Consider the following 24905-nt stretch of genomic DNA (forward strand, 5'->3'; position numbering starts at 1 on the left):
GCGCTTCTGAGAACAATAAGATTGGAAACACGACAATGACCATCGCCGTCCTCGATCTCGCCACCGAAACCGCCAAGCTGCTCGCCGAACTCGGCGTCGACGCCGGCCGCTATCAGGGCGGCACGCTGTCTGTCTCCTCGCCGGTCACCGGCAAGGAAATCGGCAAGCTCAAAGAACATTCCGTTTCCGAAACGAAAGCGGCGATCGAAGAGGCGCACAAGGCTTTCCTCGAATGGCGTTCCGTGCCGGCGCCGAAGCGCGGCGAGTTGATCCGCCTGCTCGGCGAGGAGCTGCGCAGCGCCAAGACGGCGCTCGGCCGTCTTGTCTCGATCGAAGTCGGCAAGATCACCTCCGAAGGCCTCGGCGAGGTTCAGGAGATGATCGACATCTGCGATTTCGCCGTCGGTCTGTCGCGTCAGCTCTATGGCCTGACGATCGCTACCGAGCGCTCCGAACACCGGATGATGGAAAGCTGGCACCCGCTCGGCGCGATCGGCATCATTTCCGCCTTCAACTTCCCGGTCGCCGTCTGGTCTTGGAATGCGGCGCTGGCGATGGTCTGCGGCAATTCCACGGTCTGGAAACCGTCGGAAAAGACACCGTTGACCGCGCTTGCCGTGCAGGCGCTGTTCGAAAAGGCGCTGAAGCGCTTCGTCGCCGAAGGCGGCAAGGCGCCCGCCAATCTGTCGACCCTGATCATCGGCGGCCGTGAGGTCGGCGAGGTGCTGGTCGACCATCCGAAGATCCCGCTCGTTTCCGCCACCGGCTCGACGGCGATGGGCCGCGCCGTCGGTCCGCGCCTGTCGCAGCGTTTTGCCCGCGCTATTCTCGAACTCGGAGGCAACAATGCCGCCATCGTCTGCCCGAGCGCCGATCTCGACCTGACGCTGCGCGGCGTCGCCTTCTCCGCCATGGGAACGGCCGGCCAGCGCTGCACGACGCTGCGCCGTCTCTTCGTCCATGAAAGCGTCTACGACCAGCTTGTGCCGCGCTTGCAGAAGGCCTACGGCTCCGTCACCATCGGCAATCCGCTCGAAACAGGCACACTTGTGGGACCGCTGATCGACGGCCAGGCCTTCGAGAAGATGCAGGCAGCCCTTGGCGAGGCGGCATCGGCCGGCGGCAAGGTGACCGGCGGCGAACGCGTCGACAATGGTTCGGCCGATGCCTTCTACGTTCGCCCGGCGCTCGTCGAAATGCCCGATCAGACCGGTCCGGTCGAGCACGAGACCTTCGCGCCCATTCTCTATGTGATGAAATATAGCGATTTCGACACGGTGCTGGCGCTCCACAATGCCGTGCCGCAGGGGTTGTCGTCGTCGATCTTCACCAACGACATGCGCGAGGCGGAAACCTTCGTCTCCGCGCGGGGCTCGGATTGCGGCATTGCCAACGTCAACCTCGGGCCTTCGGGCGCCGAAATCGGCGGTGCCTTCGGCGGTGAAAAGGAGACCGGCGGCGGACGCGAATCCGGCTCCGATGCCTGGAAGGCCTATATGCGCCGCGCCACTAACACGATCAATTACGGCAGCACGCTGCCGCTTGCGCAGGGCGTCAAATTCGACGTCGAATAGCCATTGTTGCGAGAAGGCGACGCCGAGCGTCGCCTTCTTTGGCTCGATCGATATTTATTCCGACGCGATCTGCAATATCAGGTCAAGATATTGTGATGCTTTTTTCTCGGCGAAGAAACTTGAAATAGACAGTCAAGAAAAATATACGCCTCTTACCCGCAGGGTGACATTGCCATGGAGGCCATCATGACTATTGCTTTTAACCGTTTTTCCCACGTGCTGGCGCTCGCCGCGTCGCTCCTCTCCGCCACCGCGCTCGCAGGCAGCGCCAATGCGCAGGATGAGGGTCTGGTCGTATACAATGCGCAGCACGAAAGCCTAGGCCGCGAATGGATCGATGCCTTCACCAAGGAGACCGGCATCAAGGTCACCATGCGCCAGGGCGGCGACATGCAGTTCGCCAATCAGATCATTCAGGAAGGCGACGCATCCCCGGCGGACATTTTCCTGACTGAGAATTCGCCGGCCATGACGCTGGTCGACGGCGCCGGGCTCTTCGCCCCGGTCGAAAAGGAGACGCTGGATCAGGTCCCGGAGCAGTATCGTCCGGCCGACGGCATGTGGACCGGCATTGCCGCCCGCACGACGGTTTTTGCCTATGATAAGACCAAGCTCAGCGAAGACAAGTTGCCGAAGTCGCTGCTCGACCTCGCCGATCCCGCCTGGAAGGGCCGCTGGGGTGCAGCGCCGGCCGGCGCCGACTTCCAGGCTATCGTCGCTGCCCTGCTGCAGTTGAAGGGCGAAGACGCCACCAAGGCATGGCTGAAGGGTCTCAAAGACAATGCGACGCCCTATAAGGGCAACAGCGTTGCCATGAAGGCGGTCAATTCAGGTGAAGTCGAAGGCGCTGTCATCTATCACTACTACTGGTTCGGCGACCAGGCGAAGACGGGCGAGAACAGCAAGAATGTCGGCATGCATTACTTCAAGAACCAGGATCCGGGCGCTTTCATCAGCGTGTCGGGCGGCGGCGTCCTGAAGTCCACGCAGCACATGAAGGAAGCGCAGGCTTTCCTGAAATTCGTCACCAGCAAGGCGGGCCAGGCGATTCTCAAGAACGGCACCTCCTATGAATATGCCGTCGGAAAGGATTCCCTTTCCAACGACAAGCTCGTTCCGCTTGCCGATCTCAATGCTCCGAAGGTCGAAGCCTCGACGCTGGACAGCAAGAAGGTCGTGGAACTGATGACGGCGGCAGGTCTGATCTAGGCTTTCTGCGTTTCGCAGCACTCAAGCGGGGAATGCTTCGGGCTTTCTGCCGCAGGCCTGCAGTAGCCAAAACTATTGCTTTTGGCTCAAGAAAACCTTAGGGCATGACGGGATCGGGCAACTGTCTTTCCAAGGCGGTTGCCTTCCTTTTTCAGCGTATGAAGGCATCGGCCTTGCTGCAGGACAACAGATTTTTCGTAGCCGGCAACAGGGCGCCGGTCGCGCCGAAGGCCGCGCGAATGCTATTGCCGCGCCGGCGCATGCCGCACGCGCCGGTGATGCTTCTCGCGACCGTCATCGCGATCTTCAGTCTCGTGCCGCTCGGCTTCATCGGCTGGATCACTTACGATGTCGGCTGGGAAACGGTGAAAACGCTCGTCTTCCGGCCACGTGTCGGCGAACTCCTCATCAATACGGTTCTCCTGGAATCGGCGACCATTCCGCTGTCGATCGCGCTGGCCGTGACGCTTGCCTGGCTGACCGAACGAACGGATATTCCGTTCGCCAGACTCTGGGCCTGGCTGGCAGTCGCGCCGCTCGCAGTGCCAGCCTTCGTGCACAGCTACGCCTGGGTCAGCCTCATTCCCGGCATGCGCGGCCTTGAGAGCGGCGTCTTCGTTTCTGTTGTCGCCTACTATCCATTCCTTTATCTGCCGGTCGCCGCAGCGCTGCGCCGTCTCGATCCGGCCATCGAAGATACCGCCGCCTCCCTTGGCCTCGATCCCTGGCGCGTCTTCTTCCGCACCGTGCTGCCGCAGTTGAGGTTTGCCATTTGCGGCGGCTCGCTGCTGATTGCGCTGCATCTGCTGTCGGAATACGGCCTGTTCGTCATGATCCGGTTCGATACTTTCGCAACCGCGATCGTCGACCAGTTCCAATCCTCCTACAACAGCCCGGCCTCCAACATGCTCGGCGGCGTGCTCGTCGCCTGCTGCCTTTTCCTGCTCGGTCTCGAAGTGCTGCTGCGCGGCAACGAACGTTATGCCCGCGTCGGCCCCGGCTCGCCGCGTCCGGCCGATCGCCGGCGTCTTGGCTGGTTCGTGGTGCCGGCCATCCTGCTGCCTGTCGTCCTGGCGGTGCTGGCGCTCGGCGTGCCGTTGATGACGCTCGGCCGCTGGCTCTATCTCGGCGGCAGCGAGATCTGGCGCATCGAGGTCGGCACTGCTTTCCTGCAGACGATGGCGCTCGCTCTTGCCGGCGGCGTGCTGGCGACGGTTGCCGCAGCCCCCATGGCCTGGCTTTCCGTGCGCGCGCCCGGCCGCTTCCAGCGCGTGCTCGAAGCCTGCCACTATTATGTCGGCTCGCTGCCTGGCGTCGTCGTGGCGCTGGCGCTGGTGACGATCACCGTGCGTCTCGTGCTGCCGCTCTATCAGACCTTCGCAACGCTGCTCGTCGCCTATGTGATGCTTTTCCTGCCCCGCGCCATGGTCGGCTTACGCGCCAGCATCGCTCAGGCGCCAGTGGAGCTGGAACGGGCCGCGATGGGCCTCGGCCGCACCCCCGGTCAGGCGGTGCGGCAGATCACCATGCGGCTTGCCGCACCGGGAGCCGCTGCCAGCGTTGCCTTGACCGCACTTGGCATCACCAATGAACTCACGGCGACGCTGATGCTCTCGCCCAACGGCGTCGATACGCTGGCGACGAAATTCTGGTCGCTGACGAGCGAGATCGATTATGTCTCGGCCGCCCCTTACGCCTTCATGATGGTCGTGCTGTCGCTGCCGCTCACCCTGACGCTTTATACGCAATCGAAACGGACCGCCGGCCAATGACGCTGCTTACGATCGAAAACATCAGCAAGCGCTACGGGCCCGTCCAGGCGCTGAAGGATATTTCGCTCGATGTCCAGGCCGGCAGCCGCACCGCCGTCATCGGGCCATCCGGCTCGGGCAAGACGACGCTGCTGCGCATCATCGCCGGCTTCGAACTGGCCGACACCGGCAGGGTGACCCTGGACGGCGACGTGCTGGCCGATGGCCCCGCGGCGATGCCGGCTCACAAGCGGGGCATCGGCATCGTCTCCCAGGATGGCGCGCTGTTCCCGCACTTGAGCGTGGCTGAAAATATCGGCTTCGGCTTCGAACGGGGTGCGGCCGATCGTGAGCGGCGCATCGCCGAACTGCTCGATATGGTCGAGCTCGACCGCGGCATGCTGGCGCGGCGCCCGCACCAGCTTTCCGGCGGTCAGCAGCAGCGCGTGGCGCTCGCCCGCGCGCTCGGCCGCAAGCCGCGGCTGATGCTGCTCGACGAACCATTCTCGGCGCTCGACACCGGCTTGCGTGAAAACATGCGCAAGGCTGTCGCGCGCGTGCTGCAGGCGGCCGGCATTACCGCCGTTCTCGTGACGCACGATCAGGAAGAGGCACTGAGTTTTGCCGATCAGGTCGCGGTCCTGAGGGAAGGGCGGCTGATCCAGGCGGGAACGCCGCAAACCCTGTATCTGCATCCCAGGGACCGCGAGACGGCGCTGTTCCTCGGCGATGCCGTACTGCTTCCGGCCATCATCCGCAACGGCCTTGCCGACTGCGCCCTCGGCCATGTCGCCGTCGAAGGCAGCCGCCAGGGCAAGGCGGAAATCATGCTGCGGCCTGAGCAGATCCGCGTCATTGCCGATGAAAGCGATCGCGACTACGGCGGACGGGTTGTCGAGGTGGAATTCGGCGGCGCGGTCTGCACGGTCGCCGTCTCGCTCGATGGCGTTGCCCTGCCGCCGATCCGGATCAAGACCTCGAGTGTCGCCCTTCCCTCGCCAGGCGATCTCGTTCGCCTGGATATATCAGGCAAGGCGCACGTTTTCGAGCGCTGAGATAATCCTTTTCGGAAATCGACCCGGGTTGCGCGCTAACCGACTTTACGCATCAACTCTTGCGGCTCGACGCCCTCGAGCCAGCCGCCGGTAAAGCCGGCGCGCTCGAGCCCGAGGCGGATGACCGGCGATTGCCGCATCAGCTTCCAGATGAAATCGGAACGCGCGTTTTCGACGGTCATGACGACAAGACCCTGGTCGATGCCGACGGTGCGGTCGTCGACCCAGCCCTCCGGACGTTTTGTCTGTACGGTCGGATTGAAGCCGCCGGGGAAACCGCCTTCCAACAGCAGGTTCGGATAGGTGGTCAGCAGCGCCTTGGTGCCGTCGAGGGCTGCCTGCCGGTCGTAGGGCAGGCAGGCGAGTGCTGCCCATGGCGCGATCGTGCCGTCATCGGGCCCGAGCGGCGCGCCGCGCGCGGCATAACCCAGGACCTTCGGCTGCCGGCCGCCACGCATGCGCCGGGTCGGCGGTGGGCCGTCGCAGGCGGTAAAGCCCCAGACATTCCTGTTGTAGCCGACGAAACCGCCAGGATTGCGCTCGGCATAGTCGCGCTGCATGTTGATGACGATCTGGGTATTGCGGAAGTAGTCCCAGTTGCGCTCCATCATCGGTCTGTCCTGGATGCCGCGGAAATCGATCCAGGCATGCGAGAAGAGATGAATGAAAAGCGGTCCGGCATAGAGATACGGCTGGTCACCGAACGTCATCCAGGAATAGCTGGATGTGAAGGCGTCGTAGCTCGACTGCGGAACGGGATGCGTCGGCGAGGCGAGTGCCAGCGCATAAAGAATGATCGCCTCGTCGAAACCGTGATAGCGCCAGCGCAGGAAGCCCGACGAAGGCTTCCAGCCCATGGAAATCGTGTCGCCCTTGTTCAGCGCCCAGCGCCAGTCGACCCGTTCGTAGATGAAGGTTGCGAGTTCACGGATTTCCGTCTCTGTCTCGTCGTCTTCGCGATTGAAATATTGCGCTGCTGTCAGCACGCCGGCGATAAGCAGCGCGGTATCGATGGTCGAAAGCTCGCTGTTCCAGGCGCGATTTCCGCTATCCATCTGGAGAAAATGATAAAAGAAGCCGCGATGGCCGGTCGCATGGCGCTCTTCGCCCTGGCGCGCCTCGGCGAAGAAACGCAGCGTATTGACCGTGCGCTCGGCTGCTTCCTTGCGGCCGATCCAGCAACGCTCGACGGCAACCGGATAGGAGGAAAGGGCAAAACCGACGGCCGCGATGCTTGCCGGCACGCCGCCGATCGAGGTATCGGCCACCAGGCCATTTTCGGGATTGGAATATTTCAGGAAGTACTTGAATGCCGAATGCTGCAACCTGTCGATAAGGGCCGCATCAATGTCTTCAATCCGTTGCAGCATAGGCACCCACCCAACTGTTGCATCGCCCCATGCTTGAACATGGTCGTCATCTCCGGGCAAATCAAACCTTTTTGATTCGTAGGGATAAGAGAGCACAAACGGAGGTGATCGGTCGTTAACAATTATCGGTGAAATAATATCTAGCATAAGTCATATAAGCGGTGCAGCAAAAGCATCGCCGCGCACCGCACCGGCACAGTCTATCCCAGGCGACACTTGTTGCCAGCGGGCGCTGCGGGAAGCGGCCGCTATCGTCCGACCGCATAGGCCTGCATCAGGCGCGGGGTGGCTGCGGCGCGCATCAGCCCGTCGGCATCGCGTCGTGCGGCCGTCAGCCGGCCGATCGTCCAAGGATCGGTGATCGTCAGCTTGTGGCCCTTTCGGGCGAGCGCGGCGAGCACATCCGGACCGAAACTCTCTTCCGCTATCAGGCTGCCGGGTTCGCGGCTGCGCGGATAGAAGGAGCTCGGAAAATGAGCGGTATGAAAGAGCGGCTGATCGATCACCGCCTGCAGGTTCAGCTGGTGATGGATATGCCGCAGGAAGAAGGAAAGCTGCCATTGCTCCTGCTGGTCGCCGCCCGGCGTGCCGAAGGCAAGGGTCGGGCGGCCTTCATAGAGGCCGAGGGAAGGCGTCAGCGTCGTACGCGGCCGTTTTCCCGGAGCAAGCGATGTCGGCAAGCCTGGCTTCAGCCAGAACATCTGCGCGCGGGAATTGAGGCAGAAGCCGACGCCGGGCACGGTTGGCGAAGACTGCAGCCAGCCGCCGGACGGCGTGACGGAGACCATGTTGCCGTCACGGTCGATCACGTCGATATGCACGGTGTCGCCGCGCTTTTCGGACAGATGCGCCATGGTCGGCTCGTAGACGGCGCCGGTCTGCGAATCGGCGCCGAGCATCTTCATCGTCAGGTCATGCTGCGCTTCGAAACCCGGAAAGATGCCGGGGCGAAGATCCAAGGAGGCATCCGCACCGACGAGTTTGCGGCGTTCGGCAGCGTAGCTCTCCGACAGCAGATGCGCGACAGGGATCTCGGAAAAATTCGGGTCGCCGTAATAAACCTCGCGGTCGGCAAAGGCGAGTTTCATCGCCTCGACGACGGTATGAACGAAATCGGCGCCATCCGGTCTCAATGCGGCGAGGTCGAAGCCCTTCAGGATCGACAGGGTCTGCAGGAAGACAGGCCCCTGACCCCAGGGACCTGTCTTGGCAATCGTCCAGCCGTGATAATCATAGGTCAGCGGCGCCTCGACCGTCGCCGACCAGTTCGCCATATCGTCTGCCGTCAGCACGCCCCTGTGGCGGCTTCCGCTCGCATCCATCACCTCGGCGGTCTTAATATACTCATCGATCTTCTCGGCGATGAAGCCGCGATAAAAGGCGTTGCGCGCCGCTTCCACCTGCGCCTCCCGCCCGCTTTTCGCCTCGGCCTCGGCAATGACGCGCTTCCAGGTCGCAGCAAGCACCGGATTGCGGAAGTTCGCATGCGCCTCGGGCACGCGGCCACCAGGCAGCCAGGTTTGGTAAGAGGTCGGCCATTCCTTCTCGAAGAAAGTCGCCAGCCCCTTAATGGTGGCCGAGACGCGCGGCAGCAGGGGATGGCCATGCTTCGCGTAGTAGATCGCCGGTTCCAGCACGTCGCGCACGCTCATCGTGCCGTAATCGCGCAGCATCAGCATCCAACCGTCGAAGGCGCCGGGAATGACCGTTGCGAGCAGGCCGTCGCCGGGGATCAGCGTCAGGCCTTCCGCAGTATAGTGCTCGATCGTGGCGCCGGCCGGTGCGGGGCCTTGCGCACAGATGACTTCGACCTTGTCCTTTTTCTTCGAATAGATCACCGCCGGCAGATCGCCGCCCGGCCCGCACAGATGCGGCTCGACGACCTGCAGCACGAAACCCGTCGCTATTGCGGCGTCGAATGCATTGCCGCCCTTTTCGAGAATGCTCATGCCGACAGCGGAGCCGATCCAGTGCGTCGAGGTGACGACGCCGAAGGTGCCGAGGATTTCGGGACGGGTCGTGAATGCGGTCATGTCAGCTGTCCTTTCTGGGGACCATGCCTAGGATCGGGCTAGCGCGCGCGTGCGGAACGGAAGACTTTCGGCTCGAAGGCAAATTCCTTGTCGAAGGGGTAGGTCGGATGCTGCTTGCGCAGCCGCGGCAGGCGCTCGACGAACTGATCGACCACGCCCTCCGACAGCGCCATCAGGTTCGGGTTGGCGATCGGCGCAAGTTCCGGCGAGAGATAGCCCGATTTGACGACGATGATCCTGGCGCCATGCGGGTCGAGGCCGAGCCGGGTGAAATCGGCGATATTGTGGTAGGGCCGCCGTTTGGCCGAGAGCACGAGATCGATGCCGCCGATCGAAACGACTGCCTGCCGATCGGCGGGGTCGCGGGTCTCATGCAGGAATTTGACGGTGAATCGGGCATTGACCGGCCTGCTGCCCTTGGAATCGAGCGAGGCGCCGACGCTCAAGACAAGCTGCGCACCGACACCTGCGGCATAACAGGCCTCGGTCGCCGCCTTGTCGGCGATGCCGGCAAAGACGACGCCGTCAGCACCCTTGGTGATCAACTCGGCCAGGACATCGGCCCGGTCGCCGACGCCACCGCCGGTCGGGTTGTCGCCGGATTCGGCGAGCACGACAGGCGCGGTCGGGCTGGCGATCGCTTTCGCGACGCATTCCTCGACGGAACCGGTCTCGCAGCCGAAGACGAAGTCTTCGCGGGCATCCCAATAGGCCTTGGCGAGCCTCCTTGCCTCACGCTCGAGCACGGCACGGTCGGTGCCGGTCATGATAGCGGCGGCCGTGGCGCGCGGTTCGTCGGCCCAGACATAACCGACCATCAGCGATGCGTCCCAGACGCCGGCCATGACATCGATCTCGGGCAGCCTGGCATAGAGGCTCTTTGCCGGCTCATCGACCGTGCTGGTGCGCTCGCCGGGCAGGACAACCGGGATCGGCGCCCAGAGAACGAACGGCCTGACGCCGGTTTTCAAGCTCTTGACCAGCATGGAGACCGAGCGGCGCATCGTCTCCTCGACATCGATATGCGGCGCCGTGCGATAGGTGGAGTAAATGTCGAGCGCGTCGATGATGCGCTGGGTGACGTTGCCGTGCAGGTCGTAGCTTGCCGAGACGGTGCATTCCTCGCCGACCAGTGCGCGGGCAGCACTGATCCAGTCGCCTTCGGCATCCTCCATGCCTTCGACATACATGGCGCCGTGCATGGCAAGATAGAGACCGTCAAGCGGCAGCAGCGGCTTCAGCCGCTCGAGAAATTCGCGCTTGAAGCCTTCATAGGTGGCGCGCGAAACCGGCCCGCCGGCAATGGCGCGGGCATGGATCGTCGGCAGGAACTCGGCATCATAATCCTTCAGAAAAGCGAAATAGGGCGATTCCAGCAGCCCCTCCCCCCGCAACACCCGAAAGTCCTTTTCCTCATTCAGAACGGGATTGTATGTGCTGCATTCGATATGGATGCCACCGACGGCAATGCGCATGGGAAACCTCGGTTGAAAGTGGGGGCGATCAGGACGGTATGGGTGGCGATGAGATCAAGGTGAAGACACAGGCGGTTTCTGCAGGTGTGCCGCCGTTATCCGGTGCTGATGATAGTTCGCAAAATAAACCGATCAACCGCACTACATGACAAAATCGACCCGGGTCGATCATGAGATAAGTGTTCGATGACTGCCCTTGGAAGGAACTGCGTCGGCGTGCGGGCAAGATCGCTCACCAGGCGCAAAGCGACCGCGACGTCGGCGTCAACAGTGCGACATCGATACTCCGCCAGCACCGGCTGTCCATCCATGGATAAATCTCCGCCGTCCAGATCGGATTCTGCCGCAGCCGCTGCTGGTAGGCGGCTGCACCGCTTTGATCCGCGTGCGCTTCAAACCAGACGAACACCGTTTCCCCCTCGCGAACCGGCAGGCGCGGGAAACCGTTCCTGCTTCGCTCGGTCATGAACACCGCCTCGATCCGCGCACCGGCCGCCAGCATGGCCGGCATCGCCCTGGCGCGGAAAAATTCCGAGAAATCTTCTCCCGTTCCGGGTGCGAGCGAGCAGATGTTCACGGCGATCAGCCCTTGTGCTTCCGCGCGCTCCGCCTCTTTCTGCCTCGGCAGGTTATGCGCAAATGGAAGCACACCGGCCGCCGGCTTCAGCAGCAGGACATTGTCCGAATTCAGCATCGTCGCGTTCGCGGCCGGTCCATGCTCCTTCCAGACGGGGCCCGAATAAAAGGATGCGAGCGCATCCGTTCTGGCCTCCATGTTCTTGAAGGAGCGCACCCACACAAAGCAATCGGGATCGCCGAGATCGCGAAACTCCCCGTCGACGCGGATGCCCAACGCCTCCTGGGGCTCAACGAACTCGCGATCAAACAGGCGAATCAACCTCTCTCTGCGCTCGGGAAGGAGCCGGTAGCGGCGAAGCTCGAATATGAGGTGAGGGTCCATGGTTTTCCTGACAGGTCGATCATCCTGTTTTATCACAGGACAATTGACCTGTTTTGTCAAGCTGCTAGAATGCACGCCGACTGAATTGAGACGCCATGATCGAAACCAAAAGAAACAATGATCCCGAGGGCGTGCGCCGCAGGATCATCGATGCCGCCTATGACGCCTTTGTCACGCAGGGTTATCTCGCAACCGGCATGCTGGAACTGCGCGAGCGGGCCTCCGTGTCCGGCGGCGCACTGGCGCATCATTTTCCTGCAAAGCGTGACCTCGGGCTTGCAGTCATCCGCGATCGCGTCGCTGCCGCCGTTCGGCAGACATGGATCGAACCGCTGCGCACATGCGCCGATGCGCCAACGGCCATAGACCTGATTTTTGAAGCCATCATCGGTGAACTGACACAAAAGGACCGGGTCTCCGGTTGCCCGCTGAATAATATGGCAATGGAAGTTTCCCAACACGACGCAGAGATGCGCGCACTTGTCAGTGCCGTGTTCGGAGACTGGCACAAAGCGCTCTTCGCCAAGTTTGCGGCAGATCTGGAGGAAAAGCGCGCCATCGGGCTCCATCCGCGGACAATCGCAACGCTTGTCATTGCCGCCTATTCCGGCGCCATGACGATGGCAAAGGCAAGCCAGGATGTCGGCCCGCTCCGCGACTGCCGCGCCGAATTGGCGACACTGCTGGCGGCGAACTACCGCCGGCCTTGACCGACAAATGGGATCGGGGAGAGTCGCGCCGATTTCGCCTGAAAAATCAGACCTGCGAAGCCGACAGAAAATGAGTGGCGGAGAGGGTGGGATTTGAACCCACGATACCCTTGCAGGTATGCCGCATTTCGAGTGCGGTGCATTCGACCACTCTGCCACCTCTCCGCGGTCTGGTCGGCGCTTGTTCGGCGCGGGCGTTCTCATAACGGGCATATGACAGGTTGGCAAGCCGAAATCTCAAGCTTTTCCATCCTTTTGCCTTGACACCTTTCTGTCACTCGCGTATCCCGCATCCGCAATAGGAGTGGAGTAGTCCGCCCCTTGCCCGCCTCGCGCTCGCGCGGGGTTTCACCGGCAGACCAGAGTTCCGGGCCAGTTCCCTGAAATCCCTGCTTAACTTCGACTGATAAAAAGACGGCCACCTGCTATTTGCGGGGAGCGCCGGAACGAACATGAAAGGATAAAAAATGTTCGCAGTCATCAAGACCGGCGGTAAGCAGTACCGTGTGGCAGCCAACGACGTGCTGACCATCGAGAAGCTTGAAGCATCCGCTGGCGACTCCATTGAATTCACCGAAGTCCTCGTGATCGGCGAAGGCGCCGACGCGGCGATCGGTGCGCCCTTCGTAGCCGGCGCCTCCGTCAAGGCGGAAGTCGTCGACCAGACCCGCGGCAAGAAGGTCATCGCCTTCAAGAAGCGCCGTCGTCAGAATTCGAAGCGTTCGCGCGGCCATCGTCAGCATCACACGGTCGTCCGTATCACGGACATCGTGGCTGCCAAGTAAGATCAACGGGTTTCAGGTTTAAAGGAGAACTCCAATGGCACATAAAAAAGCTGGCGGTTCCTCGCGCAACGGTCGCGATTCCGAATCCAAGCGCCTTGGCGTGAAGAAGTTCGGCGGCGAAGCCGTCATCGCAGGCAACATCATCGTGCGTCAGCGCGGTACGCAGTGGCATCCCGGTTCCAACGTCGGCCTCGGCAAGGATCACACGATCTTTGCACTTACCGCCGGCAATGTGGACTACCGAACGAAGGCCAACGGTCGCGTCTACGTGTCTGTCATGCCGAAAGCGGAAGCAGCGGAATAAGCCGGTAGCGCTCAAAAACAGCCGGCGTCTCATCGACCCGGCTGGCCGTACCAGGTTCAGTCCAGAAAACAGGGGAGATGGGGCGCCATCTCCCCTTTTTCTTTGTCCAAACAGGAGGACTGAACATGCAAGGCGAATTGATAAGGGTAGACCAATCACGGTCTTCCCCGGAAGACCAGCGGTCTTCCAAGGAACGGCTGAGGCCGGAGCGGTTAAGGACCGATTGCCCTGTCTTGTTATCGGAAAGGCTCGTCATGCGCGCGCCCCACGAAGAAGACATCGACGCCCTTGCCCATCTCGCCAATAACGCCAAAGTCGCCACCATGGTATCGCGTATGCCGCACCCCTATACCGCCAATGATGCCGCCGACTTTGTTTGGCGTTCGCGAAATGGCGAGATCGGCAAGTGCGTCTATGCGATCACCAAAGCCGAAAACGGCGCATTCATGGGATGCTGCGGCGTCGAACCGCATACCGACGGCAAGACCGTCGAGATCGGTTACTGGCTGGGTGAGCCCTATTGGAACCAGGGCTACACCACCGAGGCCTGCCACGCCCTCGTCGACATGGTGTTCAGAACCCGTCAGGACGTCGACCAGATCGACGCCCGCTGCCGGGTGATGAACGTCGCCTCGCGGCGTGTCATCCAGAAGTGCGGTTTCCAGTTCCAGGGTTCGGGGCTTGCTGCCTCGCTGGCGCTCGGCAGCAACGTGCCTGTGGAATGGTACAGGCTCGACCGCAAGACCTGGATGTCACTCCGAAGCTGGGGGAACATCGCATGAACACGTCGGCACTGCAAAGGCCGGACACCAGGTCGATGATGCCCGGCCCCGCGCCGGTCATCCCGACCACTCGGCTGACGCTCCGCCCCCACCGGCTGAGCGATGCGCCCGCCATCGCGGAATCGCTCTCCGATTTCGCGGTGACGCGCATGCTTTCCCGCGTGCCCGCGCCGTTCGACCGGCAGGATGCGCTGGACTGGCTGATGCCGGTCACGTCAGGCACCCTGCCGGACTGGTCGCTCGCGATAACAGGCAAGGACGATGTCCATATCGGCACCGTCTCGATCGAGCTGCGCCACGGCCGCTGGCATCTCGGCTACTGGCTGAACCGCTACTACTGGCGGCGCGGCTATATGAGCGAGGCGGTGGCGGCGATCATCGAGCGCTTCTCGCGCCGCATGCCGGAGACGCCTGTCCATTCCGGTGTCTTCGCCGACAACCCCGCTTCGCTGCGGCTGCAGGAGAAGCTCGGGTTCCGCATGACGGGTTGCGGCGAAATCTATTGTTTCGCCCGCAACACCATGGTGTCGCACATCGAAACCGTGCTGCAGCCGGGCGCGCTGCAGCCGCGCAAGGTTGCGTAACCCGGCATTATGCCGAAAAGTGTGAGCGGTTTTCGGACAACATCATGCTCTCAGAAGTCGAAAAAGGAGGCGCCGCCGGCTCGGCGGCGTCTTCGTCAATCGCCGATCTCGACCCACACAGGAAAATGATCGGAGCCGAGGGATTGCGTATCGATCCGCGCGGATTTCAACCGGCCGCCCAGGCCGCAACTGACGAAGCAATAATCGAGATGCATGCGTTTGCCGTGATCTTCGGGATCCATCCAGCTGTAGCTCTCAGGCCCGTAAGCCTTGAGCGCCGCAAAGGCATCGACCGGCGTGCCGATCCTGGCGACACGGCCGTAATATCCGCCGCCGGCGCCGGCAAGCGCACAATATTCCGGCGATTCCGGCTCCATGTTGAAATCGCCCATGATCATATAGTCCTCGGGCAGCGGCAGCTCCGGCAGATCAAGCTCGCCACCCCCCGTCAGCGATCCGCCCTCCTGGACGAATGCGTTGATGTGCACGTTCAAGAATTGCAGCTGGCGAATGCGCTCGTCGGCCGAGACATGGTCGAGATGGACGGAGTAGACGCGGATCGCGCCGCCCGGGATGGCGATCAGCGCCTCGGTTGCGCCGCGCTGCAGGTTGATCTTGGCGATGGTTCGGCTGCGCGGCAGAAGCAGAGTCCGCGTCGACAGGATCGGCCAGCGCGACAGCACCATATTGCCGAACTGAAAACGCGTGCCTCGTACCGGCTGCAGACCGCCTTCGCCCCCGTCGATATGGACGTCGCAGGCCGGCCCATACGCCCAGAAATGGTCGGGAAAGAAGGCTGCGATATCAGCCACCATGTCGGCAAAACCGTTGCGCCAGAAGCCGCGGGTCACCTCCTGCAGCGCGATGACATCGGCGCCTTCGAGGCTCCGGGCAATGCGCTTGAGATCGTATCGGCCGTCGAGACCGAAGCCGTACTGTATGTTATAGCTCACAAAATTCACGATAATCTTTGACCTCCGTCGGAACCGCCTATATCGAATGGGCCAAGACGGGCCGTCCAACTGCCACGGAATATTGGAAGTAAAATGAAATTTCTCGACGAAGCAAAGGTCTATATCCGATCCGGGGATGGTGGCGCGGGCAGCGTTTCCTTCCGGCGCGAGAAATTCATCGAGTTCGGCGGCCCCGATGGCGGTGACGGCGGACGCGGCGGCGACGTCTGGGTCGAGGCCGTCAATGGCCTCAACACGCTGATCGATTTCCGCTATCAGCAGCATTTCAAGGCGACCATCGGCACCCATGGCATGGGCCGCAACCGCACCGGCGCCAACGGCAGCGACGTGACGCTCAAGGTTCCCGTGGGAACCCAGATCTTCGAGGAAGACCGGGAAACGCTGATCTGCGACCTGACCGAGGAAGGCCAGCGCTACTGTCTCGCCCATGGCGGCAATGGCGGCTTCGGCAATGCCCATTTCAAAACCTCGGTCAATCAGGCGCCCGACTGGGCCAATCCCGGCCTGCCCGGCGAGGAAAAAACCCTCTGGCTGCGGCTGAAGCTGATCGCCGATGCCGGCCTTGTCGGCCTGCCCAATGCCGGCAAGTCGACCTTCCTGGCATCGGTTACCCGCGCCCGGCCGAAGATCGCCAACTATCCCTTCACTACCCTGCATCCGAATCTCGGCGTTGCCACGGTCGACGAGCGGGAGTTCATTCTTGCCGATATTCCGGGCCTGATCGAAGGCGCCCATGAAGGTGTCGGCATCGGCGACCGTTTTCTCGGCCACGTCGAGCGCACCCGCGTGCTGCTCCACCTCGTCTCCGCCCAGGAAGAAAAGGTCGGCAAGGCCTACAAGACGGTCAAACATGAACTCGAAGCCTATGGCAACGATCTGGCCGACAAGGCCGAGATCGTGGCGCTGTCGCAGATCGACGTGCTCGATGAGGCCGAACTGAAGAAGAAGACGAAGGAATTGGCCAAGGCCTGCGGCAAGACCCCCTTCCAGATCTCGGCTGTGACAGGCAGGGGCATGACCGAGGTTCTGCGTGCACTGCGCGACATCATCGTCGAGAATAATACCGAGGAGAAACCGGCCAAGGCGCCGAAACTCCGGCATCGCGACATGGTCGTCGGAGAAGAGGGCAAGGACGAGGATGGGGTCGATGACCAGCCGTAACCCGCTCGGCCGCTACCGCCGCATCGTCATCAAAATCGGTTCTGCCCTGCTGGTCGATCGCAAGGCCGGGCTGAAGAAGGCGTGGCTGGATGCCATGTGCGCCGATATATCTGGCCTGAAGGCCAAGGGTATCGACGTGCTCGTCGTGTCATCAGGGGCCATCGCGCTCGGCCGCTCGGTGCTCGACCTGCCCTCGGGCGCGCTGAAGCTGGAAGAAAGCCAGGCCGCCGCCGCCGTCGGCCAGATCGCACTGGCGCGCGCCTGGTCGGAGAGCCTGTCGCGCGACGAGATCGTTGCCGGCCAGATCCTGCTGACGCTCGGCGATACCGAGGAACGCCGCCGCTATCTCAATGCGCGCGCCACCATCAATCAGTTGCTGAAGATCGGCGCCGTGCCGATCATCAACGAAAACGACACGGTCGCGACCAGCGAAATCCGCTATGGAGACAACGACCGGCTGGCCGCCCGCGTGGCGACGATGACCGGCGCCGACCTGCTCATCCTACTCTCCGATATTGACGGCCTCTACACCGCCCCGCCGCATCTCGATCCGAATGCGAGTTTCCTGGAGACGATTGCCGAAATCACCCCGGAGATCGAGGCGATGGCCGGCGGCGCCGCCTCCGAGCTATCGCGCGGCGGCATGCGCACCAAGATCGATGCCGGCAAGATCGCCACCACCTCGGGCTGCGCCATGATCATCGCCTCGGGCAAGACCGACAGCCCGCTGTCGGCGATCGAAAACGGCGCGCGCTCCTCCTGGTTCGCCCCCTCCGGAACGCCCGTCACCGCCCGCAAGACCTGGATCGCCGGACAATTGCAGCCGGCAGGCGAACTGCATGTCGATGAGGGCGCCGTCACGGCGCTCGGCGCCGGCAAGAGCCTGCTTCCCGCCGGCGTGCGCAGCGTTTCCGGCCTCTTCAGCCGCGGCGACACCGTGGCGATCATCGGCCCTTCAGGCCGCGAGATCGCCCGCGGCCTGGCAAGCTACGATGCCGAGGACGCCCGCCGCATTGCCGGCCGCAAATCGGCGGAGATCGAAGCCATCCTCGGTTATGCCGGACGGGCTGCCATGGTCCATCGCGACGATATGGTGATGACCGCGCAGATCCGGTCGAGATCGGAAAGGCAGAAGAAGGACGCGAGCTATGCTTGATACCGTTGCGCCGGGCCCTGACATTGACGTGCTGATGAATGACATCGGCCGCAAGGCGAAGGCTGCCGCGCGACCGTTGGGCTTTGCCTCCGCCGAGGCGAAGAACAAGGCCCTGAACGCCATGGCCGACGCGATCCTGGCGAACAAGGCGCATATCCTGGCCGGAAACGCCAAGGACCTGAAGGACATCGAAGGCAGCGAAACGCTTGCCTCCTTCGTCGACCGGCTGACGCTGAACGACAAGCGCATTGCCGAGATGGCCGAGGGAATCCGTGCGATCGCCGCCCTTGCCGATCCGGTCGGAGAAGTCATCGCGGCCTGGGACAGACCGAACGGCCTGAAGATCGAACGTGTCCGCACGCCGCTCGGCGTCATTGGCGTGATCTTCGAAAGCCGGCCGAACGTTACCGCCGATGCCGGGGCGCTCTGCCTGAAGGCGGGCAATGCGGTCATCCTGCGCTGCGGCTCGGATTCGCGCCGTTCATCGCAGGCTATACACGCCTGCATGGTCGAGGGCCTGAAGGCGGCGGGACTTCCGGAGCATGCGATCCAGCTCGTTCCGGTCACCGACCGCGCCGCCGTCGGCGCCATGCTGCGCGGCCTGGATGGGGCAATCGACGTCATCGTGCCGCGTGGCGGCAAGAGCCTGGTGGCCCGTGTCCAGAACGAGGCCCGGGTGCCGGTGTTCGCGCATCTCGAAGGCCTGTGCCACATCTATGTCGATGGCTCGGCCGATCTCGAGATGGCGAAGAAGATCGTCGTCAACGCCAAGATGCGCCGTACCGGCATCTGCGGGGCGGCCGAGACGCTGCTCGTTGATGCTGCAGCGGTCGGCACGCATCTGACGCCACTGCTTGAGGTGCTGACTGACGTCGGCTGCGAGATCCGCGCTTCGGCGGCGGTGCTGAAGGTTGCGCCCGGCCTCAAGCCCGCGACGGAGGAGGACTGGTCGACCGAATATCTCGACGCGATCATCTCAGTCGCTGTGGTCGACGGCATATCGGGGGCGATCGCCCATATCCAGAAATATTCCTCGAACCATACCGAGGCCGTCATCGCCGAAGACCCCGGCGTGGTCGAGCGTTTCTTCACCGAAGTCGATTCGGCGATCCTGCTGCACAATGCCTCGACCCAGTTCGCCGACGGCGGCGAGTTCGGCATGGGCGCGGAAATCGGCATCGCCACCGGCAAGATGCATGCCCGTGGCCCCGTCGGCGTCGAACAACTGACCTCCTTCAAATACCGGGTGCGCGGTGCCGGCCAGACCCGACCCTGACGTGACGACGGATAAGCTGGACCGACGTTATCTCCGCATGCCGCACAGCGAGCGCGGCATGGTCGTCGGCCTGTTCGGCGGGTCGTTCAATCCGCCGCATGAGGGCCATGCACTTGTCGCCGAAATCGCCATCAAGCGGCTCGGTCTCGACCAGCTCTGGTGGATGGTGACCCCCGGCAACCCGCTGAAAAGCCGCAATCTTCTTGCGCCGCTTGCCGAGCGCATTGCCGAAAGCGAGCGTGTCGCCGCCGATCCGCGCATCAAGGTCACGGCTTTCGAGCAGGCGCTCGGCGTCAGCTACACCGCCAATACGCTGGCCCGCGTCAAGGCTCGCAATCCCCATGTGCATTTCATCTGGATCATGGGCGCCGATAGCCTGCAGACATTTCACAAATGGCAGAAATGGCAGGAGATCGCCCGCACCTTCCCGATCGCGGTGATCGACCGGCCGGGGGCGACGCTCTCCTACCTCTCTTCGAAAATGACGCGGACCTTCGATTTCGCCCGCATCGACGAAGACGACGCACGTGTTCTCTGGAAGAAGCGGGCGCCAGCCTGGACCTTCATCCACGGGCCACGCTCCGGCCTGAGCTCGACGGCAATCCGCAACGGCGCTTTGCCGGTCCCGGTCGGTAGCTGAATTTCAGAAAAATCCCGGAAACGAGAAAGCCCGACGGGGGAGGAGATCCGTCGGGCTTATAAACTCGACCGACAACTTGGGAGGAGGAGTGTTGCCGATCCTGTCGAACGGCTATGGGAGGAGGAGAAAGCCGTTTCGATGGGTGTGTTGTACCATATTCAGCCGGTAGGTGAATATCATTTTGTGCAATGCAGCAATGCGACCGATGCAACACTGCGGGTAACGAAAGCTGCCGCTTTAATCGGCAAGCCCTGCAGTACAGCCGCTTTGCCCTGCGGTTACTCTGTCTGACCGATCGCCATTCGCCGTTGATTGCAGCCTGCGGACGTCTTGTTCTCAGAAAGCCATGCACCTCCTGAATAGGTAAGGCCGATTGGCAGTCGATACGGTTATGTTTTTCTGAATATATCCCTAGCCAGACAGTGAGCATCGTTATATTCGTCGAAATATTTCGAATCCTGGGGAGTGAAAGCATGCGGAACCGCCGCCAATGGACGAAACTGGCAACCGCCGCGATCGCGGCTCTTTGGTTAGGCGCGGCAGCACTGCCGGCGCCGGCCGCAGCCGCTGAAAAACTGACCGTCTTTGCCGCGGCGAGTTTGAAGAACGCGCTCGACGCCGCCAATGCCGCCTGGACCAGTGAGAGCGGCAAAGAAGCCGTCGCCTCCTATGCGGCGAGCGGGGCACTTGCCAAGCAGATCGAAAACGCCGCCCCGGCCGATATCTTCATTTCGGCGGATCGCGATTGGATGGATTATCTCGCGGAGAGGAAGCTGATCAAAGCCGACAGCCGTTCGGACCTGCTCGGAAACCGGCTCGTGCTCGTGGCCGAAAAGGACAAGGCAAAGCCGGTCGAGATCAAACAGGGTTTCGATCTCGCCGCTGTGCTCGGTGACGGCAGGCTTGCCATGGGTGAGCCGAAATCGGTCCCAGCAGGCAAATACGGCATGGCCGCGCTGGAAAAACTCGGTGTCTGGGCATCGGTCGAATCCAAGGTCGCCGGCGCCGAAAGCGTGCGCGCCGCCCTCGCCCTCGTCTCCCGCGGCGAAGCGCCTTACGGCATCGTCTACCAGACCGACGCGGCCGCCGATAAGGGTGTCGCGATCGTCGGCACCTTCCCGGCCGACTCCCACCCGCCGATCATCTATCCGGTCGCAATTCTTGCCGAGAGCAAGAACCCGGATGCAGCGGCCTATCTCGACTTCCTGAAGTCGGACAAGGCAGCCGCTTTCCTCACGGCGCAGGGTTTCACTATTCTGAAATAGTCGGCCAACTAATGTTTCGTCATGCTCGGGCTTGTCCCGAGCATCTGCAATCGGTTGATGTACAGCAGGTTAGGCACCAAGCCGCGGCTGCCCCTCACCCTAACCCTCTCCCCGTAAACGGGGCGAGGGGACGTGCCATGCGAGAGGCTGGCGAGGAACGGAGAGGTTGCGGCATTCCCCTTCGCCCAGCGAGCGGGAGAAGGTGCCGGCAGGCAGATGAAGGGCAGGCGTCGAATGATGTCTGATTTTCCAGGGAGACGACCGCAGTTGAACATATTCGGCTTGAGCGACGAGGAATGGACGGCAATCCTGCTCAGCCTGCGCGTCTCGATCGTCGCAATGCTGGCGAGCCTGCCCTTCGGCATTCTCGTTGCCTTGCTCTTGGCCCGCGGCCGCTTCTGGGGCAAGTCGTTGCTGAACGGCATCGTTCACCTGCCGCTGATCCTGCCGCCCGTCGTCACCGGTTTTCTTCTTCTCATCCTCTTCGGTCGCCGCGGCCCGATCGGCAGCCTGCTCGACCATTATTTCGGCATCATCTTCTCCTTCCGCTGGACGGGCGCCGCACTTGCCTGTGCCGTCATGGCCTTTCCGCTGATGGTTCGCAGCATTCGCCTGTCGATCGAAGCGGTCGACCGCAAGCTGGAAGAGGCGGCCGGAACGCTCGGCGCCGGCCCTGCCTGGGTTTTCCTGACGATCACCCTGCCGTTGACGCTCCCGGGCATCATCGTCGGCATGATCCTCTCCTTCGCCAAGGCGATGGGCGAGTTCGGCGCGACGATCACCTTCGTCTCCAACATCCCGGGCGAGACCCAGACGCTGCCGGCAGCAATCTACACCTTCACCCAATTGCCGGGCGGTGATGCCGGCGCGCTGCGACTGACGCTGGTCGCTGTCGCCATTTCCATGGCCGCTCTGCTTGCCTCGGAGTTCCTTGCTCGTCTCGCCGGCCGAAGGATTGATCCGGAATGACGCTGATTGTCGAGGCAAAACAAAGGCTCGGCGCGTTCGCGCTCGACGCCGCCTTTACCTCCGAAGGCGGTGTAACCGTATTGTTCGGCCGCTCCGGCTCCGGCAAGACCTCACTGATCCGCATCATCGCCGGTCTCGCCCGGCCGGATGAAGGTCGCGTCGTGCTTGACGGCGAGCGCCTCACCGAAACGACAGCTGGCATCTTCGTCCCGAAACACCGCCGCCGTTTCGGTTATGTCTTCCAGGAGGCACGGCTGTTTCCGCATTTGAGCGTCCGAGCCAATCTTTCCTACGGCCGCTGGTTTGCCCCAAAGGCGGCACGCCGTGAGAGCTTCGATCATATTATCGACCTGCTCGGCATCGAGCCGCTGTTGGAACGCAGCCCGGCAAAACTTTCCGGCGGCGAAAAACAGCGCGTCGCGATCGGGCGTGCCCTTCTCTCCTCACCCCGCCTGCTCTTGATGGACGAGCCGCTCGCCGCCCTCGACGAGGCACGCAAGGCCGAGATCCTGCCATATCTCGAGCGGTTGCGTGATGAAACCGAAATTCCGATCGTCTATGTCAGCCATGCGATCGCCGAGGTGGCACGACTCGCAAATCAGGTCGTCGTCCTCAGCGACGGCAAGGTGGAAACGACCGGCCCGGCCGTCGACATATTGAGCCGTCCCTCAGCGGCCGCCGACCGGAAAGAGGCCGGCGCGCTGCTCGAAGGCACCGTCGAAAGCTTCGATGCGCGTCACCGCCTGTCGACCGTCGCTCTGAAATCCTCCCAACTGCATATTCCGAGCGGAGTGCTTCCGCCCGGCAGACCGGTGCGCATCCGCATTCCGTCGCGCGACGTCATGCTGGCGACCGCCAGGCCCGAGGGCCTCAGCGCGCTGAACATTCTCGAAGGCAGGATCGAGGCGATATCGTCTGGCGAGGACGGAACGGTCGAAATCCGGATCGATTGCGGCGGCAATGCCATTCTTTCGCGTATCACCGCACTGTCCTGCGAGCGCCTCGATCTCCGGCCTGGCAAGACCGTCTTCGCCATCATCAAGACGGTTGCCCTGGAAGGCTGATCAACCGTGCTCGCCAGGCGGCAGGTTGCGCTTGGCTTCGAGCCAGGCGAGATCCTTGGCAAGGCTCTCCCGCACCGTCTTTTCCATCCGGCGAAAACGCGCGAGCAATTCTTCGCCGAACGGTGTCAATGCCGCGCCGCCGCCCTTCTGCCCGCCGCGTTGCGGCTCCACCACCTGTTCTGAGAACATCCGGTTCATCTCGCTGACAAGCAGCCATGCTCGGCGATAGGACATGTCCATCGCCCGCCCGGCCGCCGAGATCGATCCGGTCGCGCGGATATGCTCCAGCAGCTCCATCTTGCCGTGACCGAGACGATGCTCATTCGGGAAGCTGATTCGCAGGACGGGAACAGGTGTTTTTGCGGCGGGGTCGGTCATTGAATCGAAAAATCGAGGAATTTGCGGCACTTTACGCCGCGGCACGGAAACTGTACACCGACCGCACAAGCAGCCCGAGCGGCAATATTCTTCAATTCGGACGCCAGATCGGATTTTCGGCGGCTCTGTACCTTAGCACGTCTTGAAACATTAATGGATTGATGCCTATCTTAACCATGATCCGGTCGTGATCGGATCTCGTGTTGTGCATGGTTTGTCATTCCAGGAAAGGGAAAAAACTGACAACAGTACACGCCAAGGGAAAAACGCTCGCCGTTGTCCCGAAGAGTGCGGAACGTGGCGCCGATGCCGCTGCCCGCGCCTTAGAAGCCGTCCTCACCAGCCTTGAGGACTCCAAAGCTGAAGATATCGTCACCATCGACATTGCCGGAAAATCGGCGCTTGGAGACTACATGATCGTCGTCTCCGGTCGCTCGAACAGGCATGTCCTGGCGATTTCGGATCACCTGCTCACCGATCTCAAGGACGAAGGCTTCGGTACGGCCCGCGTCGAAGGTCAGGAAGGCGGCGACTGGATCCTGATCGACACCGGTGACATCATCGTGCATGTGTTCCGTCCCGAAATCCGCGAGTTCTACAACATCGAAAAGATGTGGGCGGCTCCGGATATGGATGAGGAAACACGGCACTGACAGGCAGGCCGGCATCGCCCGGCGCCTGAGATGCGGCATTTGACTGGCCGGGAAACATGCGAAGCCGGCTGCGGTGTATCGTGTGCCTGAAATGCCGTCACGAGCAGGAGCGGGGAAATGCGAATTGGTCTTTTTGCGGTGGGACGGCTGAAGTCCGGCCCCGAAAAGGATCTCGTGGCCCGTTACCTCGATCGTTTTGCCAAGGCCGGCTCTGCGGTCGGCCTCGAATTCACCCGTATTACCGAAGTTGGCGAAAGCCGCGCCTCCAATGCGGAGACCCGCAAGCGCGAAGAGGCGGCGATGCTGCTGAAATCGCTGGCCGAGGGCAGTGTTCTCATTCTTCTCGATGAACGCGGCAAGGCGCTCGACAGCCAAGCCTTCGCAAACCTGCTCGGCACCTATCGTGACCAGGGAAAACGCGAGCTGACGATTGCGATCGGCGGAGCCGACGGCCTCGATCCCGCCCTTTACGATCGGGCCGACGCCACACTGTGCCTCGGCAAAATGACCTGGCCGCACCAACTCGTGCGCACGCTGATCGCCGAGCAGCTCTACCGCGCCGTCACCATCTTGTCCGGCCACCCCTATCACCGCGTCTGACGGTTCAGGCTCGGTCCATGGCTTTGGCTGCGCGTCGCATTGTCACGCAGCCGTGTTTTGCGCAGGCAGGCTTTCTCCTGCAAACTTTCTGGCAAAGCGTGCCAAATCAGCTTAGTCTCCGCGCGATTTGAGAGAGTGCCCGGACACGCATGACGACGACTCCAACCAGGCGACAC

The 24905-nt window shown here is 62.3% G+C and carries 24 protein-coding genes and 1 tRNA gene; 18 read left to right on the forward strand and 7 right to left on the reverse strand.

The features are described 5' to 3' along the window. Positions 1 to 35 precede the first annotated feature (35 nt). From HJC00_RS09085 to HJC00_RS09100, 4 genes are all read left to right on the forward strand, one after another. Positions 36 to 1574, forward strand: a complete 1539-nt coding sequence (locus HJC00_RS09085) for an aldehyde dehydrogenase family protein (protein WP_210632730.1) — start codon at positions 36 to 38, stop codon at positions 1572 to 1574. Positions 1575 to 1760: 186 nt separating this feature from the next. Then, positions 1761 to 2783 carry an iron ABC transporter substrate-binding protein gene (locus HJC00_RS09090; protein WP_221163876.1) on the forward strand — a complete coding sequence of 341 codons (1023 nt, stop codon included), beginning with the start codon at positions 1761 to 1763 and terminating at the stop codon, positions 2781 to 2783. A gap of 104 nt (positions 2784 to 2887) precedes the next feature. Then, complete coding sequence (locus tag HJC00_RS09095) at positions 2888 to 4555, forward strand: iron ABC transporter permease (protein ID WP_221163877.1); 1668 nt, start codon at positions 2888 to 2890, stop codon at positions 4553 to 4555. Next, a complete protein-coding gene (locus HJC00_RS09100) occupies positions 4552 to 5589 on the forward strand; it encodes an ABC transporter ATP-binding protein (protein WP_221146250.1) in 1038 nt (345 codons plus the stop codon). The genes HJC00_RS09095 and HJC00_RS09100 overlap by 4 nt, the downstream gene beginning before the upstream one ends. A 35-nt stretch (positions 5590 to 5624) precedes the next feature. Here HJC00_RS09100 and HJC00_RS09105 read toward each other — a convergent pair whose 3' ends face one another. The 4 genes from HJC00_RS09105 to HJC00_RS09120 all read right to left on the reverse strand — a co-directional run bounded on the left by HJC00_RS09105 (position 5625) and on the right by HJC00_RS09120 (position 11428). Further along, positions 5625 to 6959 (reverse strand): glucoamylase family protein, encoded by a 1335-nt coding sequence (locus HJC00_RS09105; RefSeq protein WP_210632734.1) that lies wholly within the window; start codon positions 6957 to 6959, stop codon positions 5625 to 5627. 248 nt (positions 6960 to 7207) lie between these two features. After that, positions 7208 to 8992 carry a gamma-glutamyltransferase family protein gene (locus HJC00_RS09110; protein ID WP_210632735.1) on the reverse strand — a complete coding sequence of 595 codons (1785 nt, stop codon included), beginning with the start codon at positions 8990 to 8992 and terminating at the stop codon, positions 7208 to 7210. Positions 8993 to 9030: 38 nt separating this feature from the next. Next, a complete protein-coding gene (locus tag HJC00_RS09115) occupies positions 9031 to 10467 on the reverse strand; it encodes a M81 family metallopeptidase (protein ID WP_221163878.1) in 1437 nt (478 codons plus the stop codon). Between the two features lie 232 nt (positions 10468 to 10699). Continuing rightward, positions 10700 to 11428, reverse strand: coding sequence for an NIPSNAP family protein (locus HJC00_RS09120; protein WP_210632737.1), 729 nt, complete (start codon positions 11426 to 11428; stop codon positions 10700 to 10702). A 95-nt stretch (positions 11429 to 11523) separates the two neighbouring features. Between HJC00_RS09120 and HJC00_RS09125 the strand changes: the two genes are divergently transcribed. Beyond that, the gene (locus HJC00_RS09125; protein WP_210632738.1) at positions 11524 to 12138 is read left to right on the forward strand and encodes a TetR/AcrR family transcriptional regulator; all 615 of its coding nucleotides are present in this window, start codon (positions 11524 to 11526) and stop codon (positions 12136 to 12138) included. A 75-nt stretch (positions 12139 to 12213) separates the two neighbouring features. On the opposite strand, the gene HJC00_RS09130 is transcribed toward HJC00_RS09125, so the two are convergent. Then, positions 12214 to 12303 (reverse strand) — tRNA-Ser (locus HJC00_RS09130). A gap of 302 nt (positions 12304 to 12605) precedes the next feature. Between HJC00_RS09130 and rplU the strand changes: the two genes are divergently transcribed. The 4 genes from rplU to HJC00_RS09150 all read left to right on the forward strand — a co-directional run bounded on the left by rplU (position 12606) and on the right by HJC00_RS09150 (position 14593). After that, positions 12606 to 12923 carry a 50S ribosomal protein L21 gene (gene rplU, locus HJC00_RS09135; protein WP_007824851.1) on the forward strand — a complete coding sequence of 106 codons (318 nt, stop codon included), beginning with the start codon at positions 12606 to 12608 and terminating at the stop codon, positions 12921 to 12923. 34 nt (positions 12924 to 12957) lie between these two features. Then, complete coding sequence (gene rpmA / locus HJC00_RS09140) at positions 12958 to 13227, forward strand: 50S ribosomal protein L27 (protein WP_004676172.1); 270 nt, start codon at positions 12958 to 12960, stop codon at positions 13225 to 13227. Between the two features lie 125 nt (positions 13228 to 13352). Continuing rightward, positions 13353 to 14009, forward strand: a complete 657-nt coding sequence (locus HJC00_RS09145; RefSeq protein ID WP_210632739.1) for a GNAT family N-acetyltransferase — start codon at positions 13353 to 13355, stop codon at positions 14007 to 14009. Further along, positions 14006 to 14593 carry a GNAT family N-acetyltransferase gene (locus tag HJC00_RS09150; RefSeq protein WP_221163879.1) on the forward strand — a complete coding sequence of 196 codons (588 nt, stop codon included), beginning with the start codon at positions 14006 to 14008 and terminating at the stop codon, positions 14591 to 14593. The genes HJC00_RS09145 and HJC00_RS09150 overlap by 4 nt, the downstream gene beginning before the upstream one ends. A gap of 95 nt (positions 14594 to 14688) precedes the next feature. Here HJC00_RS09150 and HJC00_RS09155 read toward each other — a convergent pair whose 3' ends face one another. After that, positions 14689 to 15555 (reverse strand): endonuclease/exonuclease/phosphatase family protein, encoded by an 867-nt coding sequence (locus tag HJC00_RS09155; RefSeq protein ID WP_210632741.1) that lies wholly within the window; start codon positions 15553 to 15555, stop codon positions 14689 to 14691. Positions 15556 to 15639: 84 nt separating this feature from the next. Here HJC00_RS09155 and obgE point away from each other — a divergent pair, with 84 nt between their 5' ends. The 7 genes from obgE to modC all read left to right on the forward strand — a co-directional run bounded on the left by obgE (position 15640) and on the right by modC (position 23098). Next, entirely contained in the window at positions 15640 to 16728 is a 1089-nt protein-coding gene (gene obgE, locus HJC00_RS09160; protein ID WP_221122901.1) for a GTPase ObgE, read from the forward strand. Beyond that, a complete protein-coding gene (gene proB / locus HJC00_RS09165; RefSeq protein ID WP_221163880.1) occupies positions 16715 to 17884 on the forward strand; it encodes a glutamate 5-kinase in 1170 nt (389 codons plus the stop codon). The genes obgE and proB overlap by 14 nt, the downstream gene beginning before the upstream one ends. Next, positions 17877 to 19160: a glutamate-5-semialdehyde dehydrogenase gene (locus HJC00_RS09170; protein WP_210632744.1), complete on the forward strand. Its 1284-nt coding sequence runs from the start codon at positions 17877 to 17879 to the stop codon at positions 19158 to 19160. The genes proB and HJC00_RS09170 overlap by 8 nt, the downstream gene beginning before the upstream one ends. A 37-nt stretch (positions 19161 to 19197) precedes the next feature. Then, positions 19198 to 19800 carry a nicotinate-nucleotide adenylyltransferase gene (locus HJC00_RS09175; protein ID WP_247241796.1) on the forward strand — a complete coding sequence of 201 codons (603 nt, stop codon included), beginning with the start codon at positions 19198 to 19200 and terminating at the stop codon, positions 19798 to 19800. 473 nt (positions 19801 to 20273) lie between these two features. Next, a complete protein-coding gene (gene modA / locus HJC00_RS09180) occupies positions 20274 to 21065 on the forward strand; it encodes a molybdate ABC transporter substrate-binding protein (protein WP_221154828.1) in 792 nt (263 codons plus the stop codon). A 267-nt stretch (positions 21066 to 21332) separates the two neighbouring features. Beyond that, positions 21333 to 22034: a molybdate ABC transporter permease subunit gene (gene modB / locus HJC00_RS09185; RefSeq protein WP_221122897.1), complete on the forward strand. Its 702-nt coding sequence runs from the start codon at positions 21333 to 21335 to the stop codon at positions 22032 to 22034. After that, the gene (gene modC, locus HJC00_RS09190; protein ID WP_221122896.1) at positions 22031 to 23098 is read left to right on the forward strand and encodes a molybdenum ABC transporter ATP-binding protein; all 1068 of its coding nucleotides are present in this window, start codon (positions 22031 to 22033) and stop codon (positions 23096 to 23098) included. Before modB ends, modC begins: the two co-directional genes overlap by 4 nt. Here modC and HJC00_RS09195 read toward each other — a convergent pair whose 3' ends face one another. Next, on the reverse strand, positions 23099 to 23476 hold the full coding sequence (locus HJC00_RS09195) for a winged helix-turn-helix domain-containing protein (protein WP_210632749.1): 378 nt from the start codon (positions 23474 to 23476) through the stop codon (positions 23099 to 23101). Positions 23477 to 23685: 209 nt separating this feature from the next. On the opposite strand from HJC00_RS09195, the gene rsfS reads away from it, so the two are divergent. Both rsfS and rlmH read left to right on the forward strand, forming a co-directional pair. Continuing rightward, entirely contained in the window at positions 23686 to 24129 is a 444-nt protein-coding gene (gene rsfS / locus HJC00_RS09200) for a ribosome silencing factor (RefSeq protein WP_064696433.1), read from the forward strand. A gap of 117 nt (positions 24130 to 24246) precedes the next feature. Next, positions 24247 to 24729: a 23S rRNA (pseudouridine(1915)-N(3))-methyltransferase RlmH gene (gene rlmH / locus HJC00_RS09205; protein WP_221146260.1), complete on the forward strand. Its 483-nt coding sequence runs from the start codon at positions 24247 to 24249 to the stop codon at positions 24727 to 24729. Positions 24730 to 24905: the final 176 nt, after the last annotated feature.

The sequence above is a fragment of the Rhizobium sp. NLR22b genome (assembly GCF_019685295.1).
Lineage (GTDB): Bacteria > Pseudomonadota > Alphaproteobacteria > Rhizobiales > Rhizobiaceae > Rhizobium.

What these genes read in the sequence shown, in the direction of transcription:
- HJC00_RS09115 (WP_221163878.1), bottom strand. Translation starts at nt 10,467, where the DNA reads ATGCGCATTGCCGTCGGTGGCATCCATATCGAATGCAGCACATACAAT.
- modA (WP_221154828.1), top strand. Translation starts at nt 20,274, where the DNA reads ATGCGGAACCGCCGCCAATGGACGAAACTGGCAACCGCCGCGATCGCG.
- modC (WP_221122896.1), top strand. Translation starts at nt 22,031, where the DNA reads ATGACGCTGATTGTCGAGGCAAAACAAAGGCTCGGCGCGTTCGCGCTC.
- rpmA (WP_004676172.1), top strand. Translation starts at nt 12,958, where the DNA reads ATGGCACATAAAAAAGCTGGCGGTTCCTCGCGCAACGGTCGCGATTCC.
- rplU (WP_007824851.1), top strand. Translation starts at nt 12,606, where the DNA reads ATGTTCGCAGTCATCAAGACCGGCGGTAAGCAGTACCGTGTGGCAGCC.
- HJC00_RS09095 (WP_221163877.1), top strand. Translation starts at nt 2,888, where the DNA reads ATGACGGGATCGGGCAACTGTCTTTCCAAGGCGGTTGCCTTCCTTTTT.
- HJC00_RS09105 (WP_210632734.1), bottom strand. Translation starts at nt 6,959, where the DNA reads ATGCTGCAACGGATTGAAGACATTGATGCGGCCCTTATCGACAGGTTG.
- rlmH (WP_221146260.1), top strand. Translation starts at nt 24,247, where the DNA reads ATGCGAATTGGTCTTTTTGCGGTGGGACGGCTGAAGTCCGGCCCCGAA.
- HJC00_RS09120 (WP_210632737.1), bottom strand. Translation starts at nt 11,428, where the DNA reads ATGGACCCTCACCTCATATTCGAGCTTCGCCGCTACCGGCTCCTTCCC.
- HJC00_RS09090 (WP_221163876.1), top strand. Translation starts at nt 1,761, where the DNA reads ATGACTATTGCTTTTAACCGTTTTTCCCACGTGCTGGCGCTCGCCGCG.
- HJC00_RS09085 (WP_210632730.1), top strand. Translation starts at nt 36, where the DNA reads ATGACCATCGCCGTCCTCGATCTCGCCACCGAAACCGCCAAGCTGCTC.
- obgE (WP_221122901.1), top strand. Translation starts at nt 15,640, where the DNA reads ATGAAATTTCTCGACGAAGCAAAGGTCTATATCCGATCCGGGGATGGT.
- HJC00_RS09150 (WP_221163879.1), top strand. Translation starts at nt 14,006, where the DNA reads ATGAACACGTCGGCACTGCAAAGGCCGGACACCAGGTCGATGATGCCC.
- HJC00_RS09195 (WP_210632749.1), bottom strand. Translation starts at nt 23,476, where the DNA reads ATGACCGACCCCGCCGCAAAAACACCTGTTCCCGTCCTGCGAATCAGC.
- HJC00_RS09170 (WP_210632744.1), top strand. Translation starts at nt 17,877, where the DNA reads ATGCTTGATACCGTTGCGCCGGGCCCTGACATTGACGTGCTGATGAAT.
- proB (WP_221163880.1), top strand. Translation starts at nt 16,715, where the DNA reads ATGACCAGCCGTAACCCGCTCGGCCGCTACCGCCGCATCGTCATCAAA.
- HJC00_RS09145 (WP_210632739.1), top strand. Translation starts at nt 13,353, where the DNA reads ATGCAAGGCGAATTGATAAGGGTAGACCAATCACGGTCTTCCCCGGAA.
- HJC00_RS09125 (WP_210632738.1), top strand. Translation starts at nt 11,524, where the DNA reads ATGATCGAAACCAAAAGAAACAATGATCCCGAGGGCGTGCGCCGCAGG.
- HJC00_RS09175 (WP_247241796.1), top strand. Translation starts at nt 19,198, where the DNA reads ATGCCGCACAGCGAGCGCGGCATGGTCGTCGGCCTGTTCGGCGGGTCG.
- rsfS (WP_064696433.1), top strand. Translation starts at nt 23,686, where the DNA reads ATGGTTTGTCATTCCAGGAAAGGGAAAAAACTGACAACAGTACACGCC.
- HJC00_RS09110 (WP_210632735.1), bottom strand. Translation starts at nt 8,992, where the DNA reads ATGACCGCATTCACGACCCGTCCCGAAATCCTCGGCACCTTCGGCGTC.
- HJC00_RS09100 (WP_221146250.1), top strand. Translation starts at nt 4,552, where the DNA reads ATGACGCTGCTTACGATCGAAAACATCAGCAAGCGCTACGGGCCCGTC.